Raw genomic sequence first — 21,524 nt, forward strand, 5'->3', positions numbered from 1 at the left:
AGCAGTTCTGCGTGGCCCCGCGTCCCGGCGCTCAGCGTCGGGACGCGGGGCTTTGCGCTGTCGAGCCGCGGACGACGAGGTGCGCGGGCAGGGCCGCCGGTTCGGGGGTGCGGCCGTCGAGGACGGCGATGAGGGTGGCCATGCCCTGCTCGCCGAAGCGCTCCGCGGGCAGGGCGACGGTGGTGAGTTCGGGCTCGACGGCGGTGGCGAGGGTCAGATCGTCGAAGCCGGTGACGCTGAGGTCGTCCGGGACGTGCAGGCCCAGGCGGCGGGCCGCCTTGCAGACGCCCGCGGCGAGGATGTCGTCGTCGCAGACCACCGCGGTGGGGCGGGGGCCCGGTCCGCCGAGCGCGGCCTCGGCGGCGATGCGGGCGTCGTCGACGGTGAGGAGCGCCTTGGCGGTGCGGATCGTCGCGCCGGTGCCCCGGACGGCGGCGACGAGGGCGTCACGGCGGACGTGGAAGGTCCAGGAGTCGACGTCGGCGGCCAGGTGCAGGAGGTCGCGGTGGCCGAGGGCGAGCAGGTGCTCGGTGGCCTGGCGCATGCCGTCGGCGATGTCGAGGTTGACGGTGCTCGCGCCGAGGCTCCCGGCGGGGTCGCTGTCGAGCATGACGAGGGGGAGCTCGTCGCCGCGGATCGCGCCGAGGGCCTCGGAGGCCATGGAGGAGGCGAGCACGCCGTCGAGTGAGGCGCGGGCGGAGTCGAAGGGGTCGCGGGCCGGGGCGGTGAGGTCCGGGGTGGGGTAGAGGACGACGCCGAAGCCGTGCCGGGCGGCGACGCGGGCGGCGCCGGTGTGCACCCGCGCGAAGAACTCGTTGGTGAGGGCGGGGACCACGAGGAGGGCGGTGCGGGTGCGGCCGAGGCGGAGGTTGCGGGCGGCGAGGTTGGGCCGGTAGCCGAGCTCGCGGGCGGCGGCGCGGACGCGCTCGGCGGTGCGCTCGGCGACGCGGCCCTGCCACTTGTCGCCCAGCACGAGGGAGACGGTGGCCTGCGAGACCCCGGCGGCGCGGGCGACGTCACGGCTGGTGGGGCGGGGGGCCGCGGTGTCGTGCTGGGGTCCGGCCACGGACGTCTCCTGGTCGCTGCGGGGCGCCCGGCGCACGGCGGGCGCGCACGGGCAGTGGACTGGTGAACAGCGCACATGGTACGTATGACCCCGCGACGTTATACGTACAACTAGGGGCGCCTCGGCGCGCGGGCGGGCGAGGAGAGGCTCACTGATGGCTTCCGGTTACGGCGAGATCCTGCGCGCGCGGTACGCGACGCGACTCCTTGCGGGCACCCTCGTGGGCCGCCTGCCGAACGCGACGGCGGCGATCGGCATCGTGCTGTTCGTCCGCGCGGAGGGCGGCTCGTACAGCCTGGCCGGTGCCCTGGCCGCGGTCTACGGAGTGGCCACGGCCGTGGGACAGCCGCTGCTCGGGCGCCTGGTGGACCTGCACGGCCAGCCGCGCGTGATGCTGCCGGCGGCCGTCGTCTCGGGCCTCGGCATGGCGGCCTTCGCGTTCACCGGCCCCGACATGCTCGTCGCCGCGTACGCCGCGATGGTGGTCGCCGGTCTGTTCACGCCGCCGCTGGAGGGCGGCCTGCGGGCGCTGTGGCCGGACGTGCTGCGCAAGGAGGGCCAGGTGCACACGGCGTACGCGATGGACGCCGTGGCGCAGGAGGTCATGTTCACCGTCGGGCCGCTCCTGGTGACCGGGCTCGTGTCCCTGTGGTCGGCGAGCGCGGCGCTGCTCGTGGTGAACGCGATCGGCGTGCTCGGCGCGCTCTCGGTGGTGGTGTCGCGCCCTTCGCGCGCGTGGCGGTCCGCCCCGCGTGAGGCGCACTGGCTCGGCGCGCTGCGCTCCCCGGGACTGCTCGCGCTCCTCGGCGCGTTCCTGTTCGTGGGGACGGCGCTCGGGGCGATCACGGTGGCGGGGGTGTCGTACGCGGACGGGCACGGCGGTGACGCGGTGTACGGCTGGATGATGGCGGCCCTCGGCCTCGGGGCGCTGGTGGGCGGCACGGTCTACGGAGCGCGGCAGTGGAGCGGCGCGCCGGAGCGGCGCCTGGTGCTGCTCGTCGCGCTGCTCGCGGTCTGCTACCTGCCGCTGGTCCTGGTGCCGGGCGCGGTGGGGATGGTGGCGCTGACCGCGCTCGCCGGGGTGTTCCTCGCGCCGGCGCTCGCGTGCGCGTTCATCGTCGTGGACCGGCACGCGCCCCGGGGCACGGTCACGGAGGCGTTCTCGTGGCTGGTGACGACGTTCACGGTGGGCACGTCGGTCGGGACGGCGGCGGGCGGTCCCGTGGTGGAGTGGGCCGGAACGCGGTGGGGGTTCGCGGTTCCGGGGCTCGCGGGTGCGGCGGCACTGCTGGTGCTCGTGTGCACGGGGCGGGCGTTCGCATCCGCAGGTGTGGGCCCGGTGGTTGCGGGTTCATCGGAAAATGATCGAAACGGTGCTGCCGAACCCGGTTTCAGTGCGGGGCATCGGGCGTAATGTTCAGTCATGGACCGCCGCATTTTCGGGCTGGAGAACGAGTACGGCGTCACGTGCACGTTCAGGGGACAGCGCCGTCTGTCGCCTGACGAAGTGGCGCGCTACCTCTTCCGCCGTGTTGTGTCATGGGGCCGCAGCAGCAACGTCTTTCTGCGGAACGGCGCCCGCCTGTATCTCGACGTGGGTTCACACCCGGAATACGCCACACCCGAGTGTGACAACGTGACCGAGCTGGTCACGCACGACAAGGCAGGCGAGCGCATTCTGGAAGGCCTGCTCGTCGACGCCGAACGCCGCCTGCACGAGGAGGGAATCGCGGGCGACGTCTATCTCTTCAAGAACAACACCGACTCGGCGGGAAACTCCTATGGTTGTCATGAGAACTATCTCGTGGCCCGGCACGGGGAGTTCTCGCGTCTCGCGGACATCCTGATTCCGTTCCTCGTCACCCGGCAGTTGCTGTGCGGCGCGGGCAAGGTGCTGCAGACCCCGCGCGGCGCGGTGTACTGCGTGAGCCAGCGCGCGGAGCACATCTGGGAGGGTGTGTCGTCGGCGACGACACGCTCACGGCCGATCATCAATACGCGTGACGAACCGCACGCGGACGCCGAGCGCTACCGCCGACTGCATGTGATCGTCGGCGACTCGAACATGTCCGAGACGACCATGCTCCTGAAGGTCGGCGCGACCGATCTCGTCCTTCGGATGATCGAAGCGGGCACGGTGATGCGGGATCTGACGCTGGAGAACCCGATCCGGGCCATCCGGGAGGTCAGCCACGACATCACGGGCCGCCGCAAGGTCCGCCTGGCCAGCGGCCGCGAGGCCTCCGCCCTCGAGGTGCAGCGCGAGTACTACGAGAAGGCGGTCGACTTCGTCGAGCGCCGCGGCATCCGCACCGGCACGGTCGAGCAGGTACTCGAGCTCTGGGGCCGCACGCTCGACTCGATCGAGAGCGAGGACCTGGACCGCATCGCCACCGAGATCGACTGGGTCATGAAGTACAAGCTCATCGAGCGGTACCGCGCCAAGAACAACATGACGATGTCGCACCCGAGGGTCGCCCAGATAGACCTCGCCTACCACGACATCCACCGCCGCCGGGGCCTGTACTACCTCCTGGAGAAGAAGGGACAAGCCGCCCGCATCTGCAACGACTTGAAGATCTTCGAAGGCAAGTCGGTGCCGCCGCAGACCACCCGGGCACGGCTGCGCGGCGACTTCATCCGCCGCGCCCAGGAACAGCGCAGGGACTTCACGGTGGACTGGGTGCACCTCAAGCTCAACGACCAGGCGCAGCGCACCGTGTTGTGCAAGGACCCGTTCCGTTCCGTCGACGACCGGGTGGAGAAGCTCATCGCCGGAATGTGAGCCGGGCATGACCGCCGGGTGACGGGCCCACGGTCGGTGGGTGGCCGGATTGTGGCCCACGAGACGCCAGGGTGTTGTGGGAACGCAACGCGGGGCGCCGTACGTTCCTCGTACGGCGCCCTTCTCACTGCGTAGAGTTGCGCGCACGCCAACCCACAAGATCGATCGATACGAGGCCCCCACCGTGCGCCGACGCTCACTTCTCCTGGCCGTTCCGGCCGGCCTGCTGACCCTGGCCGGATGCGGCGACGACGACAAGTCCGACAAGGCCAAGCCCAAGGACAGCCCGTCCCCGTCGAATTCCACGCCGCCGAAGGCGAAGATCGTCGACGGCCCCGTGCCCGCCGTGACCAAGGGCACCAAGTTCGGCGAGAAGCCCACGGTCGCCAAGGGCTCCGGCAAGCCGTCGTCCGACCTCGCGGTGAAGACCCTCATCGCGGGCAAGGGCGCCACGGTCGCCAAGGGCGACTACCTCCAGGCCCACTACCTGGGCCAGATCTGGGACACGGCCAAGGTCTTCGACAACTCCTACGACCGCAAGGCCCCGACGATCTTCCCGATCGGCGTCGGCCAGGTCATCCCGGGCTGGGACCAGGCCCTGGTCGGCAAGAAGATCGACAGCCGCGTCGAGCTCGCCATCCCCCCGGAGCTGGGGTACGGCAAGCAGGGCAACAAGCAGGCGGGCATCAAGGGCACCGACACCCTGGTCTTCGTCGTCGACATCGTGAACACGTTCAGCACGAAGAGCTCCGCCAAGGGCAAGGAAGTCGCCCAGGACAACAAGGACCTGCCGAAGATCGGGACGAACACCGACGGCAAGGCCCCCTCCATCGACGTACCGAAGACGGACGCCCCGAAGAAGGTCGCCTCGGCCTATGTCATCGAGGGCGACGGCGACGAGGTCAAGGAGAGCGACACCCTCCTCTGCCAGTACAAGGGCGTGCTGTGGGCGGACGGCAAGCAGTTCGACTCCTCGTACAAGAGCGGTCAGCTCGCGCAGTTCTCGCTGGCGCAGGTCATCCCCGGCTGGCGTGAGGGCCTGAAGGGCAAGAAGGTCGGCAGCCGCGTCCTGGTCGTCGTGCCGCCGAAGGAGGGCTACGGCGACAAGCCGCCGCAGGGCAGCCCCATCAAGAAGGACTCCACGCTGGTCTTCTCCGTGGACATCCTCGCCAAGATGTGATCCCCCCCGGGACGGATGGCAGACTGTCCCGGTTGCCCATCACGCACATGAGCAGGAGTTTTTCGTGAGCATCGACAAGCCCGAGGTCGACTTCCCCGTCGGTGAGCCCCCCGCCGATCTGCAGATCAAGGACCTCTGGGAGGGTGACGGCGCCGTCGCCAAGGCGGGTGACCGCGTCAAGGTCCACTACGTGGGCGTGGCCTTCTCCACCGGTGAGGAGTTCGACGCCTCCTGGAACCGCGGCACCCCGCTGGAGTTCCAGCTCGGCGCCGGACAGGTCATCGCCGGCTGGGACCAGGGCGTGCAGGGCATGAAGGTCGGCGGCCGGCGCGAGCTGACCATCCCGGCGCACCTGGCGTACGGCGACCGCGGCGCCGGCGGCGGCCGCATCGCCCCGGGCGAGACACTGATCTTCGTCTGCGACCTGGTCTCGGTCTGAGCCACCCCTGAGCCACTCCCGGACGTGTCCACGTTCGATCCGGGTTCGATCCGGGTTCGATCCGGGTTCGATCCGGGTCGGATCCAGGTCCGATCCACGTCCGACCGGAAGTGTCCGCCGAGGGCCCTGCCAACCATGGCAAGGGCCCTCGGCTTTTGCCACCACACCCCGGGGCGGTACGGTCGTCGACCGGGAGAGAGAAAGGGCGTCGATGGCCATTGCCAAGGCCGAGCGGCTGATGAATCTGGCGCTGTGTCTGCTCGGGACGAGGCGTCCGCTCAGCAAGCGTGAGCTGCGGGAGTCCATCGAGGCCTACGTCGAGGCCTTCGGGCCGGGGCCCGGCGCGGCCTTCGGACCGGGCCGGAGCGCGCTCTCCGGGTCGTCCGCCGGGTCCGAGGACTCCTTCAACCGCATGTTCGAGCGCGACAAGGACGACCTCCGCGAACTCGGCCTGGTCATCGAGACGGTGGAGAACCTGGACGGCGAGGTCGGCTATCTCGCCCGCCGCGACAGCAACCGGCTCCCGCCCATCACGCTCGACGCCGAGGAGGCCGCCGCCCTCGGCCTCGCCGCGAAGGTCTGGCAGCAGGCCCGGCTCGCGGGCGCGGCGAGCGGCGCCCTGCAGAAGCTGCGCGCCGCGGGCCTGCCCGAGGACGTGGACCCGTACGAGTCGCACGGCGCCCTGGAACCGCACATCCCCGTGCACGAGGCGGCCTTCGAGCCGTTGATGCTCGCCTGCCGCGACCGGCGCCCCGTCGTGTTCGACTACCGCAAGGCCACCGCCGCGCGCCCCGAGCAGCGCCAGGTCGAGCCCTGGGCCCTGGAGTGCTGGCGCGGCCACTGGTATCTCGCGGGCTGGGACCGGGACCGGGAGGCCGAGCGCGTGTTCCGGCTCTCCCGCATCACCGGCAAGGTCCGCTCGCGCGCCGGGAAGTTCCGCGCCGAGGTGCCCGACGTGGTGACCGTGCGCGAGACCGTGGCGAGCTGGGCGGGGGAGCGGGCCGACGGCACCGCGCTGATCCGGCTGCGCAAGGGCGCCGGCTACCCGCTGCGCGCCAAGGCGGTCGCCGCCAGGGAACTCGGTGAGGGCTGGGACGAGTTGGAGATTCCGTACGGGCACGGCCTGGACGCCTGGCTGGTGGAGTTCGGGCCCGACGTGGTGGTCCTTGAGCCCGCCGAGCTGCGGGCGGACGTCGTGGACCGGCTGCGCGCCGTGGCCAAGGGCTGAGGGGAACGAAAGCGAGCAATGGCCACGAACGCCATCGACCAGACCAGGCGGATGCTGTCCCTGGTGACCTATCTGCGCGAGCGCCCCGGCGCCCGCGTCGCCGACGTGGCCCGTGCCTTCGGCATCACCCCCGACGAGCTGATCTCCGACCTGGACGTGCTGCCGCTGTGCGGGACCAGCTTCCGCGGCGGGGACCTGCTCGACATCGACACCGACGGCGACCGCATCTGGTGGCGCAACCCGGGCGCCCTCGGCGCGGACACGGCCGAGCCGCTGCGGCTCGCCGCCGACGAGGCCACGGCGCTGCTCGTGGCGGCGCGGGCGGTCGCCACGCTGCCCGGCCTTCGCGAGGGCGACCGGCTCGCGCTGCTCCGGGCCACGGCGAAGCTGGAGGAGGCCGCGGGCGAGGCGGCCGGGGCCAGCTCCCGGCTCTCGGTCACCTTCGAGTCCGAGGGCGGCGTCTTCGCCGACGTCGACCGCGCCATCTCCGAGCGGCGCAGACTCTGGATCCGCTACTACTCCCCGGCCCGCGACCAGCTCAGTGAGCGCGAGATCGACCCGATCCGCCTCGTCAGCGTCGGCCACACCTATGTGGAGGCGTGGTGCCGCCGCTCCGAGGCGCGCCGCACCTTCCGGCTCGACCGGGTCGCCGAGATCAAGATCCTGGACGAGCCGTCCGCACCGCCCGAGGTCGAGCTGCGGGACCTCTCCGCGGGCCTGGTGCAACCCGCCGCCGAGGACCCCGAGGTCGTGGTCGAGGTCGGCCCCGGCGGCCGCTGGGTCGCCGAGTACTACCCGCACGACAGCGCGGACGAGCTGCCCGACGGCGGCCTGCGCATCACCCTGCGCACCCCCGACCCGGCCTCCCTGCGCCGTCTCGCCCTGCGCCTCGGCCGCGACGGCCGCATCGTCTCGCCGCAGGACCTGACGGACAGCGCGCGGCGTGCGGCCCAGGAGGCGCTCGCGGCCTATGAGGAGGAGGCCGAGGGGCACGTGGGGGAGGGCCCGGGCGGGGCCGGTGTCGCGGGAGCGTGACCGTGCCGCGCGTGGAGAACGGAACCGAGGAGAGATGCGCAGTATGTCACTGATGCCCCTTTCGCCCCAGTCGGTGGCCGCGGTTCTCTTCAAGGCCGCGTGCCCGGACTGCCGCGCCCGCTTCGAACTGTCCGCGGGGGCCCTCCGGTTGGCCATCGGCGCCAGCCGCCGTACGACCTTCTACTCCTTCACCTGCCCCGAGTGCGGCACGGCCGTGCGCAAGCCCGCGGGGGAGCGGATCGTCGAGCTGCTCACCGGGGGCGGGGTGCGGACGCTGCGGCTGCACTCGACCGTCTAGGCTCGGCACATGTTCTGGGCGATGCTGGCGGTGGGCACGGGGTTCTGCGGCCTCGCCGTCCTGAGTGTGTTCGCGATCAAGGTCTTCATCGAGGCGCAGCGGCTCGGCCGTCAGGTGTCGGAGACCACCCGGCGGATCAACCGCGCCGCCGAGGATCTGGAGAAGGCCGCGACCGCCGTCGCCCACTCGGGCCGGGACCTCCGCTGACCGCTCGCCCGACCGCTCGCACGGGCCGGTCCTCCGCACGGGGCCGGGTGCGGCCTGTCAACTCCCCATACCCGGCAGGTACGCTGCTGAAGTGGTCCGAAATGTGAGGCGCGGGCCGCAACTGGGAGTATGCACGGGGATTGCCCTGCGTTTACTCCAGGGGGTTACGATCGCTGCCAAGCCCGGTGGTCGGACGACTGTCCGACACCCGGTCCCGAAATCTGACGCCTCGGTGAAGAAGGTAGACAGCTATGGGTAGGCTCGGCCCCACCGAGATCATCCTGATCCTCGTCATCCTGGTCCTGCTCTTCGGTGCGAAGAAGCTCCCGGACATGGCCCGGTCCCTCGGCAAGTCGGCGCGCATCCTCAAGAGCGAGGCCAAGGCCATGAAGTCGGACGGCAAGCAGGACGAGAAGGCCCCGGCCGACCCGCCCGCGCCCGCCGACCAGAGCGCCCCGCAGCAGCAGCCCCGCACCATCCAGGCGGCCCCCGGCGACGTGACCAGCTCCCGTCCGGTCGCCGAGCCGACCGACCACACGACGCAGCGCTGATCCAAGGCCGGCTGCCACCGCCGGCCTGCCGCACGAGATGAGGACGTGGGTTGCTCAAGTCTGCCCGCAAGAAGGAGAGGGACCCCGAGGGGCGGATGCCCCTCGCGGACCATCTGCGCGAGCTCCGCAACCGGCTCGCGAAGGGGATGCTGGCGATCACGATCGTCGCGATCGTCGCCGCGTTCTACAGCGAGCAACTCATGGAGTTCCTCGCCGACCCCGTGCCCCGCTGCAAGGAGGGCATGTCGACGACCGGCGGTGAGTGCGCCACCGTCGCGTACACGGATCTCCTCTCGCCCTTCACCACGACGGTGAAGGTGTCCCTCATGGCGGGCATCATCGGGGCCAGCCCGATCTGGCTCTACCAGCTGTGGGCCTTCGTCGCGCCCGGGCTGCACAAGAGCGAGCGCAAGTACACCTACGCCTTCGTGTCCGCGGCCGTGCCGCTGTTCTTCGGCGGCGCCTGGCTCGCGTACGTGATCATGCCCGTCAGCATCAGGGTGCTCCTCGGCATCACGCCCGAGGGCTCCGAGAACATCCTGCCGATGGACAAGATCCTCGACTTCAGCGTCAGGATGGTCCTGGTCTTCGGCGCCTCCTTCGAGCTGCCGCTGCTTCTCGTCATGCTCAACATGACCGGCATGGTCACCGGGCGCCGCATGCTCGGCTGGTGGCGCGGCGTCGTCATGGGCGTCTTCGTCTTCGGCGCGGTGGCGACCCCCACGACCGACCCCGTCGGCATGCTCGCGCTCGCCGGTCCCATCGTGGTCCTGTACTTCCTCGCCGTCGGCTTCTCCGTCCTGAACGACAAACGCCGCCGACGCGCCGACCCGGACGCGGAGCTCGACGACGACGAGGCGTCCGACCTCGACCTCACCCCCGAACCCATCAACGGGAACGAGCCCGTCCCCGCCGCCAAGGCGCTCCCCGAGCAGACCGACGGCAGCGGCTCCGAGGGCCGCACGTCCCGGTACAACGGCTACGACGACGTCACCTGACGGCCCCGAGGGCACGGACGACTGGTTGCCGCGCCGGACCGCCTTGTAAGGTCCGCCCGTGACCAGCGAGATCACCCTCTTCGTCAATCCCACCGCGGGCCGCGGCCGGGGCGCGCACGCCGCGCAGCCGGCCGCAGCCGCGCTGCGCGCCGCAGGATTCTCCGTACGGACCGTCATCGGCGAGGACGCCGGGGACGCGCTGCGTCGGGCCAGGACCGCCGTCGACGGGGGCACCGGCGCCCTGATAGCCGTCGGCGGCGACGGCATGGCGAGCCTCGCCCTGCAGGCCGTCGCCGGGACCCGCACGCCGCTCGGGGTGATCGCGGTCGGCACCGGCAACGACTTCGCGCGCGCCCTCGGCCTGCCCGTGCGGGACCCCGCCGCCGCGGGCGCCCTCGTCGCCGCGGCCCTGAAGGAGGAGCGGATCCGGGACGTCGACCTCGGGCGGGTCGGCGCGACCTGGTTCGGGACGGTGCTCGCCTCCGGGTTCGACTCGCGGGTCAACGACCGCGGCAACCGCATGCGCTGGCCCACCGGACGGTTCAAGTACGACCTCGCGATGCTCGCCGAACTGGCCGCGTTCAAGCCGGTTCCGTACCGCGTCACACTCGACGACGACGTCGTCCACGAGGTCGACGCGACGCTCGTGGCGATCGGCAACGGCACCTCGTACGGCGGCGGCATGCGGATCTGCGCCGACGCCGACATGAGCGACGGGCTCTTCGACGTCACGATCGTCGGGGACTGCAGCCGCACCACGCTCCTGAAGGTCTTTCCGCGGGTCTACAAGGGCACGCATCTGGACCACCCGAAGGTCACCGTGCACCGGGCCGCGACGGTGCGGATCGAGGCGGCGGGCACCACCGGGTACGCGGACGGGGAACGCCTCGGAGAGCTGCCGCTGACCGCCGCCTGTGTGCGGGGGGCGGTGCGCGTCCTGGTGCCGTGAGCCGGTCCTGGCGCCCGTGCCCCACCCGCCGCACGCCCGCGACCTGCGGATTCGCCTCAGTCCCGATAATGATCGTCCGTTGTCAGTGGTGGCCGGTAGGCTCGAAAGCACGATGACAGAGGACCTCTCACCGGCCGAGCGGTATGCGGCGGCGCGTCAGCGTGCCGCCGAGCAGGCCACCGCGCTCGCGTCCTTCCGCGAGATGTACGAATTCGGCCTCGACCCCTTCCAGATCGAGGCGTGCCAGGCGCTCGAAGCCGGCAAGGGCGTGCTCGTGGCCGCCCCCACGGGCTCCGGCAAGACGATCGTCGGCGAGTTCGCCGTGCACCTCGCCCTCCAGCAGGGCAAGAAGTGTTTCTACACCACGCCGATCAAGGCGCTCTCCAACCAGAAGTACGCGGACCTCGCCAAGCGGTACGGCGCGGACCAGGTCGGCCTGCTCACGGGCGACAACAGCGTCAACTCCGAGGCACCGGTGGTCGTCATGACCACCGAGGTCCTGCGGAACATGCTGTACGCGGGCTCCCAGTCCCTGCGCGGCCTCGGCTACGTGGTCATGGACGAGGTGCACTACCTCTCCGACCGCTTCCGCGGCGCCGTCTGGGAGGAAGTGATCATTCACCTCCCGGAGTCGGTCACGCTGGTGTCGCTCTCGGCCACGGTGTCGAACGCGGAGGAGTTCGGGGACTGGCTCGACACGGTCCGCGGTGACACCGAAGTGATCGTTTCCGAGCACCGCCCCGTGCCGCTGTTCCAGCACGTGCTCGCGGGCCGCCGGATGTACGACCTCTTCGAGGAGGGCGAGGGCCAGCGCAAGGCGGTCAACCCGGACCTGACCCGGATGGCCCGCCAGGAGGCCAGCCGGTCGTACAACCCGCGTGATCGCCGCAAGGGCAAGATGATCCGCGAGGCCGACCGCGAGCGGGAGCGCCGGTCGCGGTCGCGGATCTGGACCCCGGCCCGCCCCGAGGTCATCGAGCGCCTGGACGCGGAGGACCTGCTTCCCGCCATCACGTTCATCTTCAGCCGCGCCGGCTGCGAGGCCGCCGTGCAGCAGTGTCTGTACGCAGGACTGCGCCTGAACGACGACGAGGCGCGCCTGCGGGTGCGCGAACTGGTCGAGGAGCGCACGGAGTCCATCCCGAACGAGGACCTCCACGTCCTCGGCTACTACGAATGGCTGGAGGGCCTGGAGCGCGGCATCGCCGCCCACCACGCGGGCATGCTGCCGACCTTCAAGGAGGTCGTGGAGGAGCTGTTCGTCCGCGGCCTGGTGAAGGCCGTGTTCGCCACCGAGACCCTCGCGCTCGGCATCAACATGCCCGCGCGCAGCGTGGTCCTGGAAAAGCTCGTGAAGTGGAACGGCGAACAGCACGCCGACATCACCCCGGGCGAGTACACCCAGCTGACCGGCCGCGCGGGCCGCCGCGGCATCGACGTCGAGGGCCACGCGGTCGTCCTGTGGCAGCGCGCCATGAGCCCCGAGCACCTGGCGGGCCTCGCGGGCACCCGCACCTACCCCCTGCGCTCCAGCTTCAAGCCGTCGTACAACATGGCGGTGAACCTGGTCGAGCAGTTCGGGCGGCACCGCTCGCGCGAGCTGCTCGAGACGTCCTTCGCGCAGTTCCAGGCCGACAAGTCGGTCGTCGGGATCTCCCGGCAGGTGCAGAAGAACGAGGAGGGACTCGAGGGCTATCACGCCTCGATGACCTGCCACCTCGGGGACTTCGAGGAGTACGCGCGGCTGCGCCGCGAGCTGAAGGACCGCGAGAACGAACTGGCCAAGCAGGGCGCCAACCAGCGCCGTGCCGCCGCCGCTGCCGCCCTGGAGAAGCTCAAGCCGGGCGACGTGATCCACGTGCCGACCGGGAAGTACGCGGGCCTCGCGCTCGTGCTCGACCCGGGGCTGCCCGCGGGCCGCGCCAACGGCCACCGCGGCTTCGAGCACCAGGACGGGCCGCGCCCGCTGGTGCTCACCGCCGAGCGGCAGGTCAAGCGGCTCGCGTCGATGGACTTCCCGGTGCCCGTCGAGGCGGTGGAGCGGATGCGGATCCCGAAGTCGTTCAACGCGCGCTCCCCGCAGTCGCGCCGCGACCTCGCCTCCGCGCTGCGCACCAAGGCCGGGCACCTGGTGCCCGAGCGCCATCGCAAGGGCCGCGCGGCCGCCGCGGACGACCGCGAGATCTCCCGGCTGCGCGCCGAGCTGCGCGCGCACCCGTGCCACGGCTGCGACGAGCGCGAGGACCACGCCCGCTGGGCCGAGCGGTACCACCGCCTGCGCCGCGACACCCAGCAGCTTGAGCGGCGCATCGAGGGCCGCACGAACACCATCGCCCGCACCTTCGACCGCATCGTCGCCCTGCTCACCGAGCTGGACTACCTGCGCGGCGACGAGGTCACCGAACACGGCAAGCGCCTCGCCCGGCTGTACGGCGAACTGGACCTGCTGGCCAGCGAATGCCTGCGCGCCCGGGTCTGGGAGGGCCTCGGCCCCGCCGAACTGGCGGCGTGCGTCTCGGCGTTGGTGTACGAGGCCCGGGTCGGCGACGACGCGCTCGCGCCCAAGCTGCCCTCCGGCGGGGCCAAGGCGGCGCTCGGCGAGATGGTCCGCATCTGGGGCCGGCTCGACGCCCTCGAGGAGGAGTTCAAGATCAGCCAGGCCGAGGGCGTGGGGCAGCGCGAGCCCGACCTCGGCTTCGCCTGGGCGGCGTACATGTGGGCGAGCGGCAAGGGCCTCGACGAGGTGCTGCGCGAGGCGGAGATGCCGGCCGGCGACTTCGTGCGCTGGTGCAAGCAGGTCATCGACGTGCTCGGGCAGATCTCGGCGGCGGCGCCGCGCGAGGACAGCACGGTCGGCAAGAACGCGCGCAAGGCGGTGGAGCAGCTGCTGCGCGGTGTGGTGGCGTACAGCTCCGTCGGCTGACGTACATCGGCTGACGCACATCAGCTCAGGGGCGGCCCCTGCCGGGTGAAACCGGCGGGGGCCTTCTCCGTGCCCGCGCCCGTGCCGGGGCGCCGTGCGCTCCCGGATCGTCACTGCGTGCAGCGCTCCGGTCGCCATGCGTGCAAATGGGGCTGAGTGTATGCCCCTCGGCGGGCGCTCGCAGAGGGTTGCCGAATATGACTCCAGCGTGATGCGAGCGGACTAAGCTCGCCCGAAGCGCGGCGAGTTGAACGAGTTGCGACGGATTCGCGCGCTTGTTCCCAGATATTCGAAAGTTCGTCTTCTCGCGTGGGTCCGAACCCGGCGGAAGGCGCGCCATACATCACACGCCTTCATACCCCCACATCGATCACATGCACCACATGCGTTACCAGCGTCACCCCCGTACGCATCCCCAACTTCCTCCCCCAAGACGAGTGTTCAGAGGGCATACATGGTGAGTGTTCAATCGCCTCCCGGTGGCCGAGAAGTCCCTTACGCACGCGTGCTGTTGCTGCCCGCCATGGTCATGGCGGCGGCGACGGGAGCCGCCGTCGCCGCGGTGGCCGAACCGGCCCGGATCGCGGTCGGCTGGTGCGGTGCCATCGCCACGCTCGTGGTCGTCGCCGTCGGCGCCGAGGCCGCGCGCCGCGGCCGCGTCATCCGGGACCTGCACCGGAGCCACGCGAAGCAGACCGCCCACCTCCAGCGCCGCATCGAGACCCACGACGAGGACACCGTCCGACTCGGCCGCGACCTGCTGCCGGAGACCCTCTACCGGGTCCGGCAGGGCGAGGCGCCCTCGGAGGTCATCCGGCACGTCATCGACGGCGACGAGACCAACTGCCGGCTGCCACAGGCCCAGCGCATCCTGCTCCGCTCCATCCTGGACGTCCTCGACCACGAGGAGGCCATGCGGGAGAACTCGCAGCGCGCCTTCGTCAACATCGCGCGCCGCGTGCAGTCCATCGTCCACCAGCAGGCCGCGGAACTGCGCGACATGGAGGAGTTCCACGGGCGCAACCCCGAGGTCTTCGACGACCTGCTGCGCATCGACCACGGCACGGCCCTCATCGGCCGCCTCGCCGACTCCATCACCGTGCTCGGCGGCGCCCGCCCGGGACGCCAGTGGCCCAAGCCCGTACCGCTGTTCAGCGTGTTGCGCGGCGCCATGTCCAGGATCCTGGAGTACCAGCGCGTCGACCTGCACTCCATCGCCAAGGTCGCCATCCACGGCACCAAGGTGGAGCCGCTGATCCACGCCTGCGCCGAACTGCTCGACAACGCCACCCGCTACTCGCCGCCGCAGACCCGGGTGCACGTCACCGCGGTCGAGGTGCAGACGGGCATCGCCGTGGAGATCGAGGACGGCGGCGTCAGTCTCAGCGAGGAGGCCCGCGCGCGGGCCGAGCGGATGCTGGAGAAGGCCCAGCAGGGCATGGACCTGAACGACCTGGGCGAGACGCCACGCCTCGGCATGGCCGTCGTCGGCCGGCTCTCGCAGATGTACAACCTCCAGGTGTCGCTGCGGCAGTCCGCGTACGGCGGTGTGCGCGCCGTCCTCATCGTGCCGCGCGAGATGCTCACCACCGGGGCCGCGCCGGGCCTCGCGCACGGTATCGGCGCCTCCGCCGTGCCGCGCGTCGACGCCAACGGCACGATCATCGAAGAGGCCCGCGACATCCGCCGCAAGAAGCCGCGCAAGGTCACCACGGTGCCCCGCCCCTCCATGCCGCTCTCGGTGTCCATGGAGGACGAGATCCCCGAAGTCACCGAGTGGACGGCCAACGGCCTTCCGCAGCGCAGGAGTCGCGTCAAGATGTCGCTCAGCGAGCGCTACGCGCAGGAGGCCGAGGCCCAGCGCCGCGCCGAGGCGGCCATGGCCGCTGCCCCGCCGCCACCGCCGCCGCCCGCCCCGAAGGAGGAGAAGGAACCCGGTCTGTGGATCGAGGCCTTCATGAAGGGCGTCAACGGCGAGGACCCGACCGCGGGCGACCGCCCCGGTGACCCTGCGGCCCAGCGACAGGTCCGCAACCAGAACGACCACGGCAGCACCGACAACGCCGATGAGGGGGGCTGGAAGTGATCCAGCAGCGGGCCAACTTCGACTGGATGCTCAAGGAGCTCGCCGACGGCGTGCACGGCACCCGGCAGATCGTGGTGCTCTCCGCCGACGGACTGCGCATCGCGCGCCACGGCGGCGACCCGGACGCCGCCGACCGGCTCGCGGCCGCCTGCGCGGGGCTGCAGAGCCTCGCCGCCGCCGTGGCCACCGAGATCCCGGAGAGCGACGGCACCATGCGGATGGTGATCATCGAGGTCGACTGCGGCTACTTCTACATGATGGCCGCGGGCGCCGGGGCCTACCTCGCCGTCCTCGCCGAGGAGACCGTCGACGCCGGACTCATCGGCAACCGCATGCGGGACCTGGTCGTCCGGATCGGCGCGCACCTCACGAGCCCGCCGCGGCGAGACGGGCAGGCCGTATGACTCATCCGCTACACCCCCCGCAAGGCGATGAACCCGATGCCCGCTTCCAGGCGGACGTGCCGGTCCGACGTGAACGCCGCAGCCCCGAGAACCCCGAGCGGCTGTACATCCTCACCGGCGAGGACTCCGAACGGGCACCGCTCGACCTGGTCACGCTGATCGTCGCCAAAGGCGATCCCTCCCCGACGGCACAGCCCGAACAGTCCGCCGTGGTGCGGCTGTGCCGGACGCCGCTGTCCGTCGCGGAGCTTTCGGCCTACATGGCCCTGCCGTTCAGCGTGGTGACCGTGGTCCTGACGGACATGCTCGCGGCGGACTTAGTGCTGGCGCGCGCCCCCATCGTGCGCTCCGCACTCCCCGACCGTTCCCTTCTCGAAGCGGTGATGCATGGACTTCAAAAGCTCTGACACGCTCACCTCCGGCGCGATCACAGGACCCCGCGCGCAGGACGTCCTGCCCGCCACGGCCACGGCCGCCGTGAAGGTCGTCATCGTGGGCGGGTTCGGGGTCGGCAAGACGACGATGGTGGGCTCGGTCAGCGAGATCCGTCCGCTGACCACCGAGGAGACCATGACGCAGGCCGGCATCGGCGTCGACGACAACTACGGCTCCGAGACCAAGACCGCCACGACCGTCGCGATGGACTTCGGCCGGATCAGCATCTCCGACGAGCTGGTGCTCTATCTGTTCGGCACCCCGGGCCAGGAGCGGTTCTGGTTCCTGTGGAACGGCCTCTTCGAGGGAGCGCTCGGCGCCGTCGTCCTGATCGACACCCGCCGCCTCCAGGTCAGCTTCGACGTGATCGGACGCCTGGAGGAGAAGGGCGTGCCGTTCATCATCGCCGTCAACGACTTCCCCGACGCGCCACGGCACCCGATGGACGCCCTGCGCAGGGCGCTCGACCTGGAGCAGGGCGTGCCGATCGTGCACTGCGACGCCCGGCACCGGGCCTCCAGCAGGGACACCCTGATGACGCTCATGCGCTATCTGCACTCCCTCGCCGTGACCAAGGCCTGAGCCCACCCTCGCGATCCGCAAGCCCACTCCCGCCACCCGCACGCCCGGACCCCTCACCACCCGGACCTCTCACCACCCCGGAACCTTCACCCCGGAGCCACCACCGTGACGACTCCCTCCCGGCACTCCCCCTACTCCGCATCGAGCCCCGGCGCCGACCCCGCCGCCGCCCCGCCCCCCGGCTGCCCCGCCCACCAGTCCTCCGGCTTCGGCCGCGACGGAATGCGCCGCCTGTACGGCCCCGAGGCGGACCAGGACCTCGCGGGCGTCTACGAGAAACTGCGCGCCGAACACGGCCCGGTGGCCCCGGCGCTGATCCACAACGACGTCCGCGTCTGGGCGGTGCTCGGCCACAGCGAGAACCTGCACATGGTCCGCACGCCGTCCCAGTACACCCGTGACTCCCGCGTGTGGAGCGCGGTCCGGGACGGCACGGCGGGTCCCGACCACCCGCTCGCACCCGTGTTCAGCTGGCAGCCGATGGCGTCCTTCGTCGAGGGCGCCGAGCACCAGCGGCTGCGCGGCGCGGTCACCGGCGCCATGGCGGGCCTCGACCACCGCGGCATCCGCCGCCACATCAACCGCTACAGCAACAAACTCCTCAACGACATCTGCGAGACCGGCGAGGCCGACCTGGTCAGCCAGTTCGCCGAGCATCTGCCGATGATGGTGATGCTGCACGTCCTCGGCATGCCCGAGGACTACAGCGAGCGCATGGTGCAGGCGGCCCGCGACATGATCAAGGGTACCGAGACGGCCATCGCCAGCAACGCGTACGTGATGGAGGCCCTCACCCGGCACGTCGTGCGCCGCCGCGCCCAGCCCGAGGAGGACTTCACCAGCGCCCTCATCGCCCAGCCCGCGCAGCTCACCGACGACGAGGTCGCCGCCCATCTGCGCCTGGTGCTCATCGCGGCGTACGAGGCCACGGCGAACCTCATCGCGAACGTGCTGCGGATGGTCCTCACCGACCCGCGCTTCCGCGCCCAGCTCAGCGGCGGCCAGATGACCGTGCCCGAGGCGGTGGAGCAGTCGCTGTGGGACGAGCCGCCGTTCAGCGCGATGGTCGGCTACTTCGCCAAGCAGGACACCCAGCTCGGCGGCCAGCAGATCAAGGCGGGCGACGGACTGCTGCTCGGCATCCAGCCGGGCAACGTCGACCCCGTCGTGCGCCCCGACCTGTCCGCGAACATGCAGGGCAACCGCTCCCACCTCGCGTTCAGCGGCGGGCCGCACGAGTGCCCCGGCCAGGACATCGGGCGCGCCATCGCCGACACCGGCGTGGACGCGCTGCTCATGCGGCTGCCCGACGTCGAACTCCGCGTGGACGAGCGGGAGCTGAGCTGGCGCTCGTCGATCCTGTCGCGGCACCTGGTGGCGCTGCCGGTGCAGTTCGGCAAGCGGCCGCCGCAGGACGTCACGGCCCGGCCGATGTCGCACGTGCCGACGCCGCGCAAGCACTGGGAGGTGACGTCCCCGGCGCCGCGGCCGGAGGTGCCGGCCCAGGCGCCGCAGCCGGTCGCTCCCGCCGCCCCGGCCGCGGAACCGGCGGCCGCGCCGGTCCGGCGCAAGGGCACCTGGCGGCGCTTCCTGGAGTGGTGGCGGGGCTACTGAGCCCGCGCGCTCACCGGCTCACTCGCCCTGCGCCGACCCGGCCCACGTGTCGTACGCGGACCAGGCTCCCAGCGAACGCCCGCTCTCGAAGCGGCGCGCGGCGCCCGTCACGGGGTCGGTGAACTCCAGCACCCGGGCGAGGAGTTGCAGGGGGCGCCGGAAGTCGTCCGGCGCCCCCTGCGGGCGCACCTCGGGGTAGAGCGGATCGCCCAGGAGGGGCAGGCCGATGGCGTTCATGTGGACGCGGAGCTGGTGGGTGCGGCCGGTGTGCGGGAGCAGCCGGTAGCGCGCCAGGCGGCCGTCGTGCTCGACGAGTTCGACGCGGCTCTCGCTGTTCGGCTCGGCGCCGGGGACCTCGTAGGCCGCGAGGACGCCCCGCTCCTTGACGATGTGGCTGCGCACGGTGCGGGGCAGGTCCACCGCGGGGTCGTACGCGGCCACGGCCTCGTACTCCTTGTGCACCCTGCGGTCGCTGAACAGGGTCTGGTAGGCGCCGCGTTCCCCGGGGCGCACCGTGAACAGGAGGAGCCCGGCGGTGAGCCGGTCCAGGCGGTGGGCGGCGCCGAGCGCCGGGATGCCGAGCTGAGCGCGGAGCCGGGCGAGGGCGGTCTCGGCGATGTGGCTGCCGCGCGGCATGGTGGCCAGGAAGTGCGGCTTGTCGGCGACGACGATGTGCTCGTCGCGGTACACGACGTCGATGCTGTCCGGCACCCGGGGCTCCTCCGGCAGGTCCCGGTGGAACCACAGGTAGACGCCCGGGACGTACGGCGCGTCCGGTGCCACAGGACCGCCGTCGGCGCCGACGACCCGGCCCTCGCTCAGCATCGCGTCGACCACGCCGGGCGGCGCCGAGAGCCGGTCGACGAGATGGTCCCGTACGGTCGGCCACGCCACGTCGTCCGGCAGCCGGACCCGCACGGGGTCGACGCCGTCGCGCTGCGGCAGGGGAGCGGGCGGAGTGCGGCGTCTGCGGGTCACACCGGGCAAGCGTACGGGGCGCGGTGGCGGCGGGGCGGCCGTGTGCCCGGCCCGGAAAATCGCTGTCCTGTGCGGCGGCCGCGCTGCACGATGACGGCATGCCTTACAAGATCCCGAACGTGGTGGAGTCCGGCACCTTCGCGGGCCGGGCGCAACCGACCCTTCCCGCCGTCGGCGGACTGCTGCTGCGCCCCTGGGCACCCAAGGACGCGCCCGCCGTGTACGAGGCGTTCCAGGACCCGGTGCTGCAGCGGTGGCACGCGCGCGTGGCCGACTCCGAGGACGAGGCCCGCGAGTGGATCGAGGGCTGGCGCGCGGACTGGACCGAGGAGCGGACCGCGACCTGGGCGGTGGTGGACGCGGCCACCGACGAGGTGGCGGGCCGGGTCGCCCTGCGCGAGATCATCTTCTCCGACGGCCAGGCGGAGATGGCGTACTGGACGCTGCCGCGCGCCCGCGGCCGCGGTGTCGCGCCGCGCGCGGTGGCCGCCCTCGCCGGCTGGGCGCTGGACGTGGTCGGCCTGCACCGTCTGGAACTCACCCACGCCACCGCCAACGAGGCGTCGTGCCGCGTGGCCCTGAAGACCGGCTTCGCTCCGGAGGGCACGAAGCGGAGCGCGGTGCTGCACGAGGACGGCTGGCACGACATGCATCTGCACGCGCGGATCAAGGGGGACGGGGCGGGCACGGCGCGTTGAGTCCGCGCGTGCGGGGCCACGCACACCTGAGGGCGGCCACCCCCGACCGGCGTGGCCGCCCTCAGCCCCTACGCCGCCTTCTGCTCCTGCTCCGCCTCCACCTGCGCGTTCCACTCCGGCTTCGAGGCCTGCCAGCCGTCCTCGTTGTGGCCGAGGCGCCAGTAGCCGGAGACGGAGAGGCGCTCGCGCGGGACCTGGTGCTCGACGCGCAGGACGCGGCGCAGCTCCTTCACGAAGCCCGCCTCGCCGTGCACGAAGGCCTGCACGTCACCGGCGGGGAAGTCGAGCGCGCGGACCGCCTCGACCAGGGCCTGGCCGACGGGGCGCTCGCCCCGGTGCAGCCAGACGACCTCGGCGTGGGTGTCGATCTGCTGCTCCTCGTCGGGGCCCTCGACCTCCACGAAGGCGCGCACGTCGGCTCCCTCGGGCAGGGCCTCCAGGGCGGCGGCGATGGCGGGCAGCGCGCTCTCGTCACCGGCGATCAGGTGCCAGTCGGCGGTGGGGTCGGGGGCGTACGCGCCGCCGGGGCCGAGCATGCGGACCGTCTCGCCGGGGCGGACGTCGCGCGCCCACGGCCCGGCGAGGCCCTCGTCGCCGTGGATGACGAAGTCGAGGGCGAGCTCGCGGGTCTTGGGGTCCCACCAGCGCACCGTGTACGTACGCGTCACGGGCCACTGCTCGCGCGGCAGCTCCTCGCGGATCCGCTGGATGTCGAAGGGCTCCGGATACGTCACGCCGGCGGGCGCGAAGAGCAGCTTCACGTAGTGGTCCGTGCAGTCCCCGGCCGTGAACTCCGCCAGGCCCTCGCCGCCGACGACCACGCGCCGCATGTGTGGTGTCAGCTGCTCGGTGCGCACGACCTGCGCGATGTGGGGCTTGGGAGTCCTGCGTGCGGGTCGCTCTGCCATGGCGGTCGGCCTTCCCCTGAAACACAAATTGGTTAGGTAAGCCTAACCTAGCAGCTCGTCTTGGCGGAGCGGATAGGCCCTAGGGGCAGTGCGGAGAGCGCGTGCGGGCAGTGCGGCGAGCTCGCCGGGCGGGGTGACGGGCTCACCGGCAGGGCGACGG

Annotated in this window: 21 protein-coding genes; 18 read left to right on the top strand and 3 right to left on the bottom strand. The window is 71.8% G+C overall.

Going from position 1 to position 21,524, the window contains the following annotated elements; all coding sequences use genetic code 11:
• Nucleotides 1-31 precede the first annotated feature (31 nt).
• Nucleotides 32-1,066: a LacI family DNA-binding transcriptional regulator gene (locus tag AB6L24_RS12115; protein ID WP_405654991.1), complete on the bottom strand. Its 1,035-nt coding sequence runs from the start codon at nucleotides 1,064-1,066 to the stop codon at nucleotides 32-34.
• 154 nt (nucleotides 1,067-1,220) lie between these two features.
• Between AB6L24_RS12115 and AB6L24_RS12120 the strand changes: the two genes are divergently transcribed.
• The 17 genes from AB6L24_RS12120 (at nucleotide 1,221) to AB6L24_RS12200 (ending at nucleotide 18,780) form a co-directional block, all read left to right on the top strand.
• Nucleotides 1,221-2,480, top strand: coding sequence for an MFS transporter (locus tag AB6L24_RS12120; protein ID WP_380853116.1), 1,260 nt, complete (start codon nucleotides 1,221-1,223; stop codon nucleotides 2,478-2,480).
• A 9-nt stretch (nucleotides 2,481-2,489) separates the two neighbouring features.
• Nucleotides 2,490-3,851 carry a Pup--protein ligase gene (gene pafA / locus AB6L24_RS12125; protein WP_030356247.1) on the top strand — a complete coding sequence of 454 codons (1,362 nt, stop codon included), beginning with the start codon at nucleotides 2,490-2,492 and terminating at the stop codon, nucleotides 3,849-3,851.
• A 184-nt stretch (nucleotides 3,852-4,035) separates the two neighbouring features.
• Nucleotides 4,036-5,031, top strand: coding sequence for an FKBP-type peptidyl-prolyl cis-trans isomerase (locus AB6L24_RS12130; RefSeq protein ID WP_405654995.1), 996 nt, complete (start codon nucleotides 4,036-4,038; stop codon nucleotides 5,029-5,031).
• Between the two features lie 64 nt (nucleotides 5,032-5,095).
• Entirely contained in the window at nucleotides 5,096-5,470 is a 375-nt protein-coding gene (locus AB6L24_RS12135) for an FKBP-type peptidyl-prolyl cis-trans isomerase (RefSeq protein ID WP_405654997.1), read from the top strand.
• A 211-nt stretch (nucleotides 5,471-5,681) separates the two neighbouring features.
• Nucleotides 5,682-6,698, top strand: coding sequence for a YafY family protein (locus tag AB6L24_RS12140; protein WP_030356250.1), 1,017 nt, complete (start codon nucleotides 5,682-5,684; stop codon nucleotides 6,696-6,698).
• 18 nt (nucleotides 6,699-6,716) lie between these two features.
• On the top strand, nucleotides 6,717-7,733 hold the full coding sequence (locus tag AB6L24_RS12145) for a helix-turn-helix transcriptional regulator (RefSeq protein WP_405654999.1): 1,017 nt from the start codon (nucleotides 6,717-6,719) through the stop codon (nucleotides 7,731-7,733).
• Nucleotides 7,734-7,767: 34 nt separating this feature from the next.
• Nucleotides 7,768-8,031 (top strand): hypothetical protein, encoded by a 264-nt coding sequence (locus tag AB6L24_RS12150; RefSeq protein WP_030356252.1) that lies wholly within the window; start codon nucleotides 7,768-7,770, stop codon nucleotides 8,029-8,031.
• A gap of 9 nt (nucleotides 8,032-8,040) precedes the next feature.
• A complete protein-coding gene (locus AB6L24_RS12155) occupies nucleotides 8,041-8,238 on the top strand; it encodes a hypothetical protein (RefSeq protein WP_030356253.1) in 198 nt (65 codons plus the stop codon).
• Nucleotides 8,239-8,489: 251 nt separating this feature from the next.
• A complete protein-coding gene (tatA, locus tag AB6L24_RS12160) occupies nucleotides 8,490-8,789 on the top strand; it encodes a Sec-independent protein translocase subunit TatA (protein WP_030356254.1) in 300 nt (99 codons plus the stop codon).
• Nucleotides 8,790-8,884: 95 nt separating this feature from the next.
• A complete protein-coding gene (gene tatC, locus AB6L24_RS12165; protein ID WP_380853118.1) occupies nucleotides 8,885-9,787 on the top strand; it encodes a twin-arginine translocase subunit TatC in 903 nt (300 codons plus the stop codon).
• A gap of 58 nt (nucleotides 9,788-9,845) precedes the next feature.
• Entirely contained in the window at nucleotides 9,846-10,736 is an 891-nt protein-coding gene (locus AB6L24_RS12170; RefSeq protein WP_405655002.1) for a diacylglycerol kinase, read from the top strand.
• Nucleotides 10,737-10,848: 112 nt separating this feature from the next.
• Nucleotides 10,849-13,659, top strand: a complete 2,811-nt coding sequence (locus tag AB6L24_RS12175) for a DEAD/DEAH box helicase (RefSeq protein ID WP_405655004.1) — start codon at nucleotides 10,849-10,851, stop codon at nucleotides 13,657-13,659.
• A 454-nt stretch (nucleotides 13,660-14,113) separates the two neighbouring features.
• The gene (locus AB6L24_RS12180) at nucleotides 14,114-15,745 is read left to right on the top strand and encodes an ATP-binding protein (RefSeq protein WP_405655006.1); all 1,632 of its coding nucleotides are present in this window, start codon (nucleotides 14,114-14,116) and stop codon (nucleotides 15,743-15,745) included.
• The gene (locus tag AB6L24_RS12185) at nucleotides 15,742-16,149 is read left to right on the top strand and encodes a roadblock/LC7 domain-containing protein (protein WP_030356259.1); all 408 of its coding nucleotides are present in this window, start codon (nucleotides 15,742-15,744) and stop codon (nucleotides 16,147-16,149) included. The genes AB6L24_RS12180 and AB6L24_RS12185 overlap by 4 nt, the downstream gene beginning before the upstream one ends.
• Entirely contained in the window at nucleotides 16,146-16,556 is a 411-nt protein-coding gene (locus tag AB6L24_RS12190) for a DUF742 domain-containing protein (RefSeq protein ID WP_078618736.1), read from the top strand. Before AB6L24_RS12185 ends, AB6L24_RS12190 begins: the two co-directional genes overlap by 4 nt.
• Entirely contained in the window at nucleotides 16,537-17,166 is a 630-nt protein-coding gene (locus tag AB6L24_RS12195; protein WP_380852752.1) for an ATP/GTP-binding protein, read from the top strand. Before AB6L24_RS12190 ends, AB6L24_RS12195 begins: the two co-directional genes overlap by 20 nt.
• A 105-nt stretch (nucleotides 17,167-17,271) precedes the next feature.
• Nucleotides 17,272-18,780, top strand: a complete 1,509-nt coding sequence (locus tag AB6L24_RS12200) for a cytochrome P450 (RefSeq protein ID WP_405655009.1) — start codon at nucleotides 17,272-17,274, stop codon at nucleotides 18,778-18,780.
• 18 nt (nucleotides 18,781-18,798) lie between these two features.
• Here AB6L24_RS12200 and AB6L24_RS12205 read toward each other — a convergent pair whose 3' ends face one another.
• Nucleotides 18,799-19,758 carry an RluA family pseudouridine synthase gene (locus tag AB6L24_RS12205; RefSeq protein WP_405655011.1) on the bottom strand — a complete coding sequence of 320 codons (960 nt, stop codon included), beginning with the start codon at nucleotides 19,756-19,758 and terminating at the stop codon, nucleotides 18,799-18,801.
• Nucleotides 19,759-19,856: 98 nt separating this feature from the next.
• On the opposite strand from AB6L24_RS12205, the gene AB6L24_RS12210 reads away from it, so the two are divergent.
• A complete protein-coding gene (locus AB6L24_RS12210; protein WP_405655013.1) occupies nucleotides 19,857-20,456 on the top strand; it encodes a GNAT family N-acetyltransferase in 600 nt (199 codons plus the stop codon).
• 68 nt (nucleotides 20,457-20,524) lie between these two features.
• Here AB6L24_RS12210 and AB6L24_RS12215 read toward each other — a convergent pair whose 3' ends face one another.
• Entirely contained in the window at nucleotides 20,525-21,364 is an 840-nt protein-coding gene (locus tag AB6L24_RS12215) for a siderophore-interacting protein (RefSeq protein ID WP_405655015.1), read from the bottom strand.
• Nucleotides 21,365-21,524 lie beyond the last annotated feature (160 nt).

The sequence above is a fragment of the Streptomyces sp. RK9 genome (assembly GCF_045070545.1).
GTDB classification, from domain to species: domain Bacteria; phylum Actinomycetota; class Actinomycetes; order Streptomycetales; family Streptomycetaceae; genus Streptomyces; species Streptomyces alboflavus.

What these genes read in the sequence shown, in the direction of transcription:
- AB6L24_RS12120 (WP_380853116.1), top strand. Translation starts at nt 1,221, where the DNA reads ATGGCTTCCGGTTACGGCGAGATCCTGCGCGCGCGGTACGCGACGCGA.
- pafA (WP_030356247.1), top strand. Translation starts at nt 2,490, where the DNA reads ATGGACCGCCGCATTTTCGGGCTGGAGAACGAGTACGGCGTCACGTGC.
- AB6L24_RS12140 (WP_030356250.1), top strand. Translation starts at nt 5,682, where the DNA reads ATGGCCATTGCCAAGGCCGAGCGGCTGATGAATCTGGCGCTGTGTCTG.
- AB6L24_RS12145 (WP_405654999.1), top strand. Translation starts at nt 6,717, where the DNA reads ATGGCCACGAACGCCATCGACCAGACCAGGCGGATGCTGTCCCTGGTG.
- AB6L24_RS12150 (WP_030356252.1), top strand. Translation starts at nt 7,768, where the DNA reads ATGCGCAGTATGTCACTGATGCCCCTTTCGCCCCAGTCGGTGGCCGCG.
- AB6L24_RS12155 (WP_030356253.1), top strand. Translation starts at nt 8,041, where the DNA reads ATGTTCTGGGCGATGCTGGCGGTGGGCACGGGGTTCTGCGGCCTCGCC.
- tatA (WP_030356254.1), top strand. Translation starts at nt 8,490, where the DNA reads ATGGGTAGGCTCGGCCCCACCGAGATCATCCTGATCCTCGTCATCCTG.
- tatC (WP_380853118.1), top strand. Translation starts at nt 8,885, where the DNA reads ATGCCCCTCGCGGACCATCTGCGCGAGCTCCGCAACCGGCTCGCGAAG.
- AB6L24_RS12175 (WP_405655004.1), top strand. Translation starts at nt 10,849, where the DNA reads ATGACAGAGGACCTCTCACCGGCCGAGCGGTATGCGGCGGCGCGTCAG.
- AB6L24_RS12180 (WP_405655006.1), top strand. Translation starts at nt 14,114, where the DNA reads ATGGTGAGTGTTCAATCGCCTCCCGGTGGCCGAGAAGTCCCTTACGCA.
- AB6L24_RS12190 (WP_078618736.1), top strand. Translation starts at nt 16,146, where the DNA reads ATGACTCATCCGCTACACCCCCCGCAAGGCGATGAACCCGATGCCCGC.
- AB6L24_RS12195 (WP_380852752.1), top strand. Translation starts at nt 16,537, where the DNA reads ATGGACTTCAAAAGCTCTGACACGCTCACCTCCGGCGCGATCACAGGA.
- AB6L24_RS12210 (WP_405655013.1), top strand. Translation starts at nt 19,857, where the DNA reads ATGCCTTACAAGATCCCGAACGTGGTGGAGTCCGGCACCTTCGCGGGC.
- AB6L24_RS12215 (WP_405655015.1), bottom strand. Translation starts at nt 21,364, where the DNA reads ATGGCAGAGCGACCCGCACGCAGGACTCCCAAGCCCCACATCGCGCAG.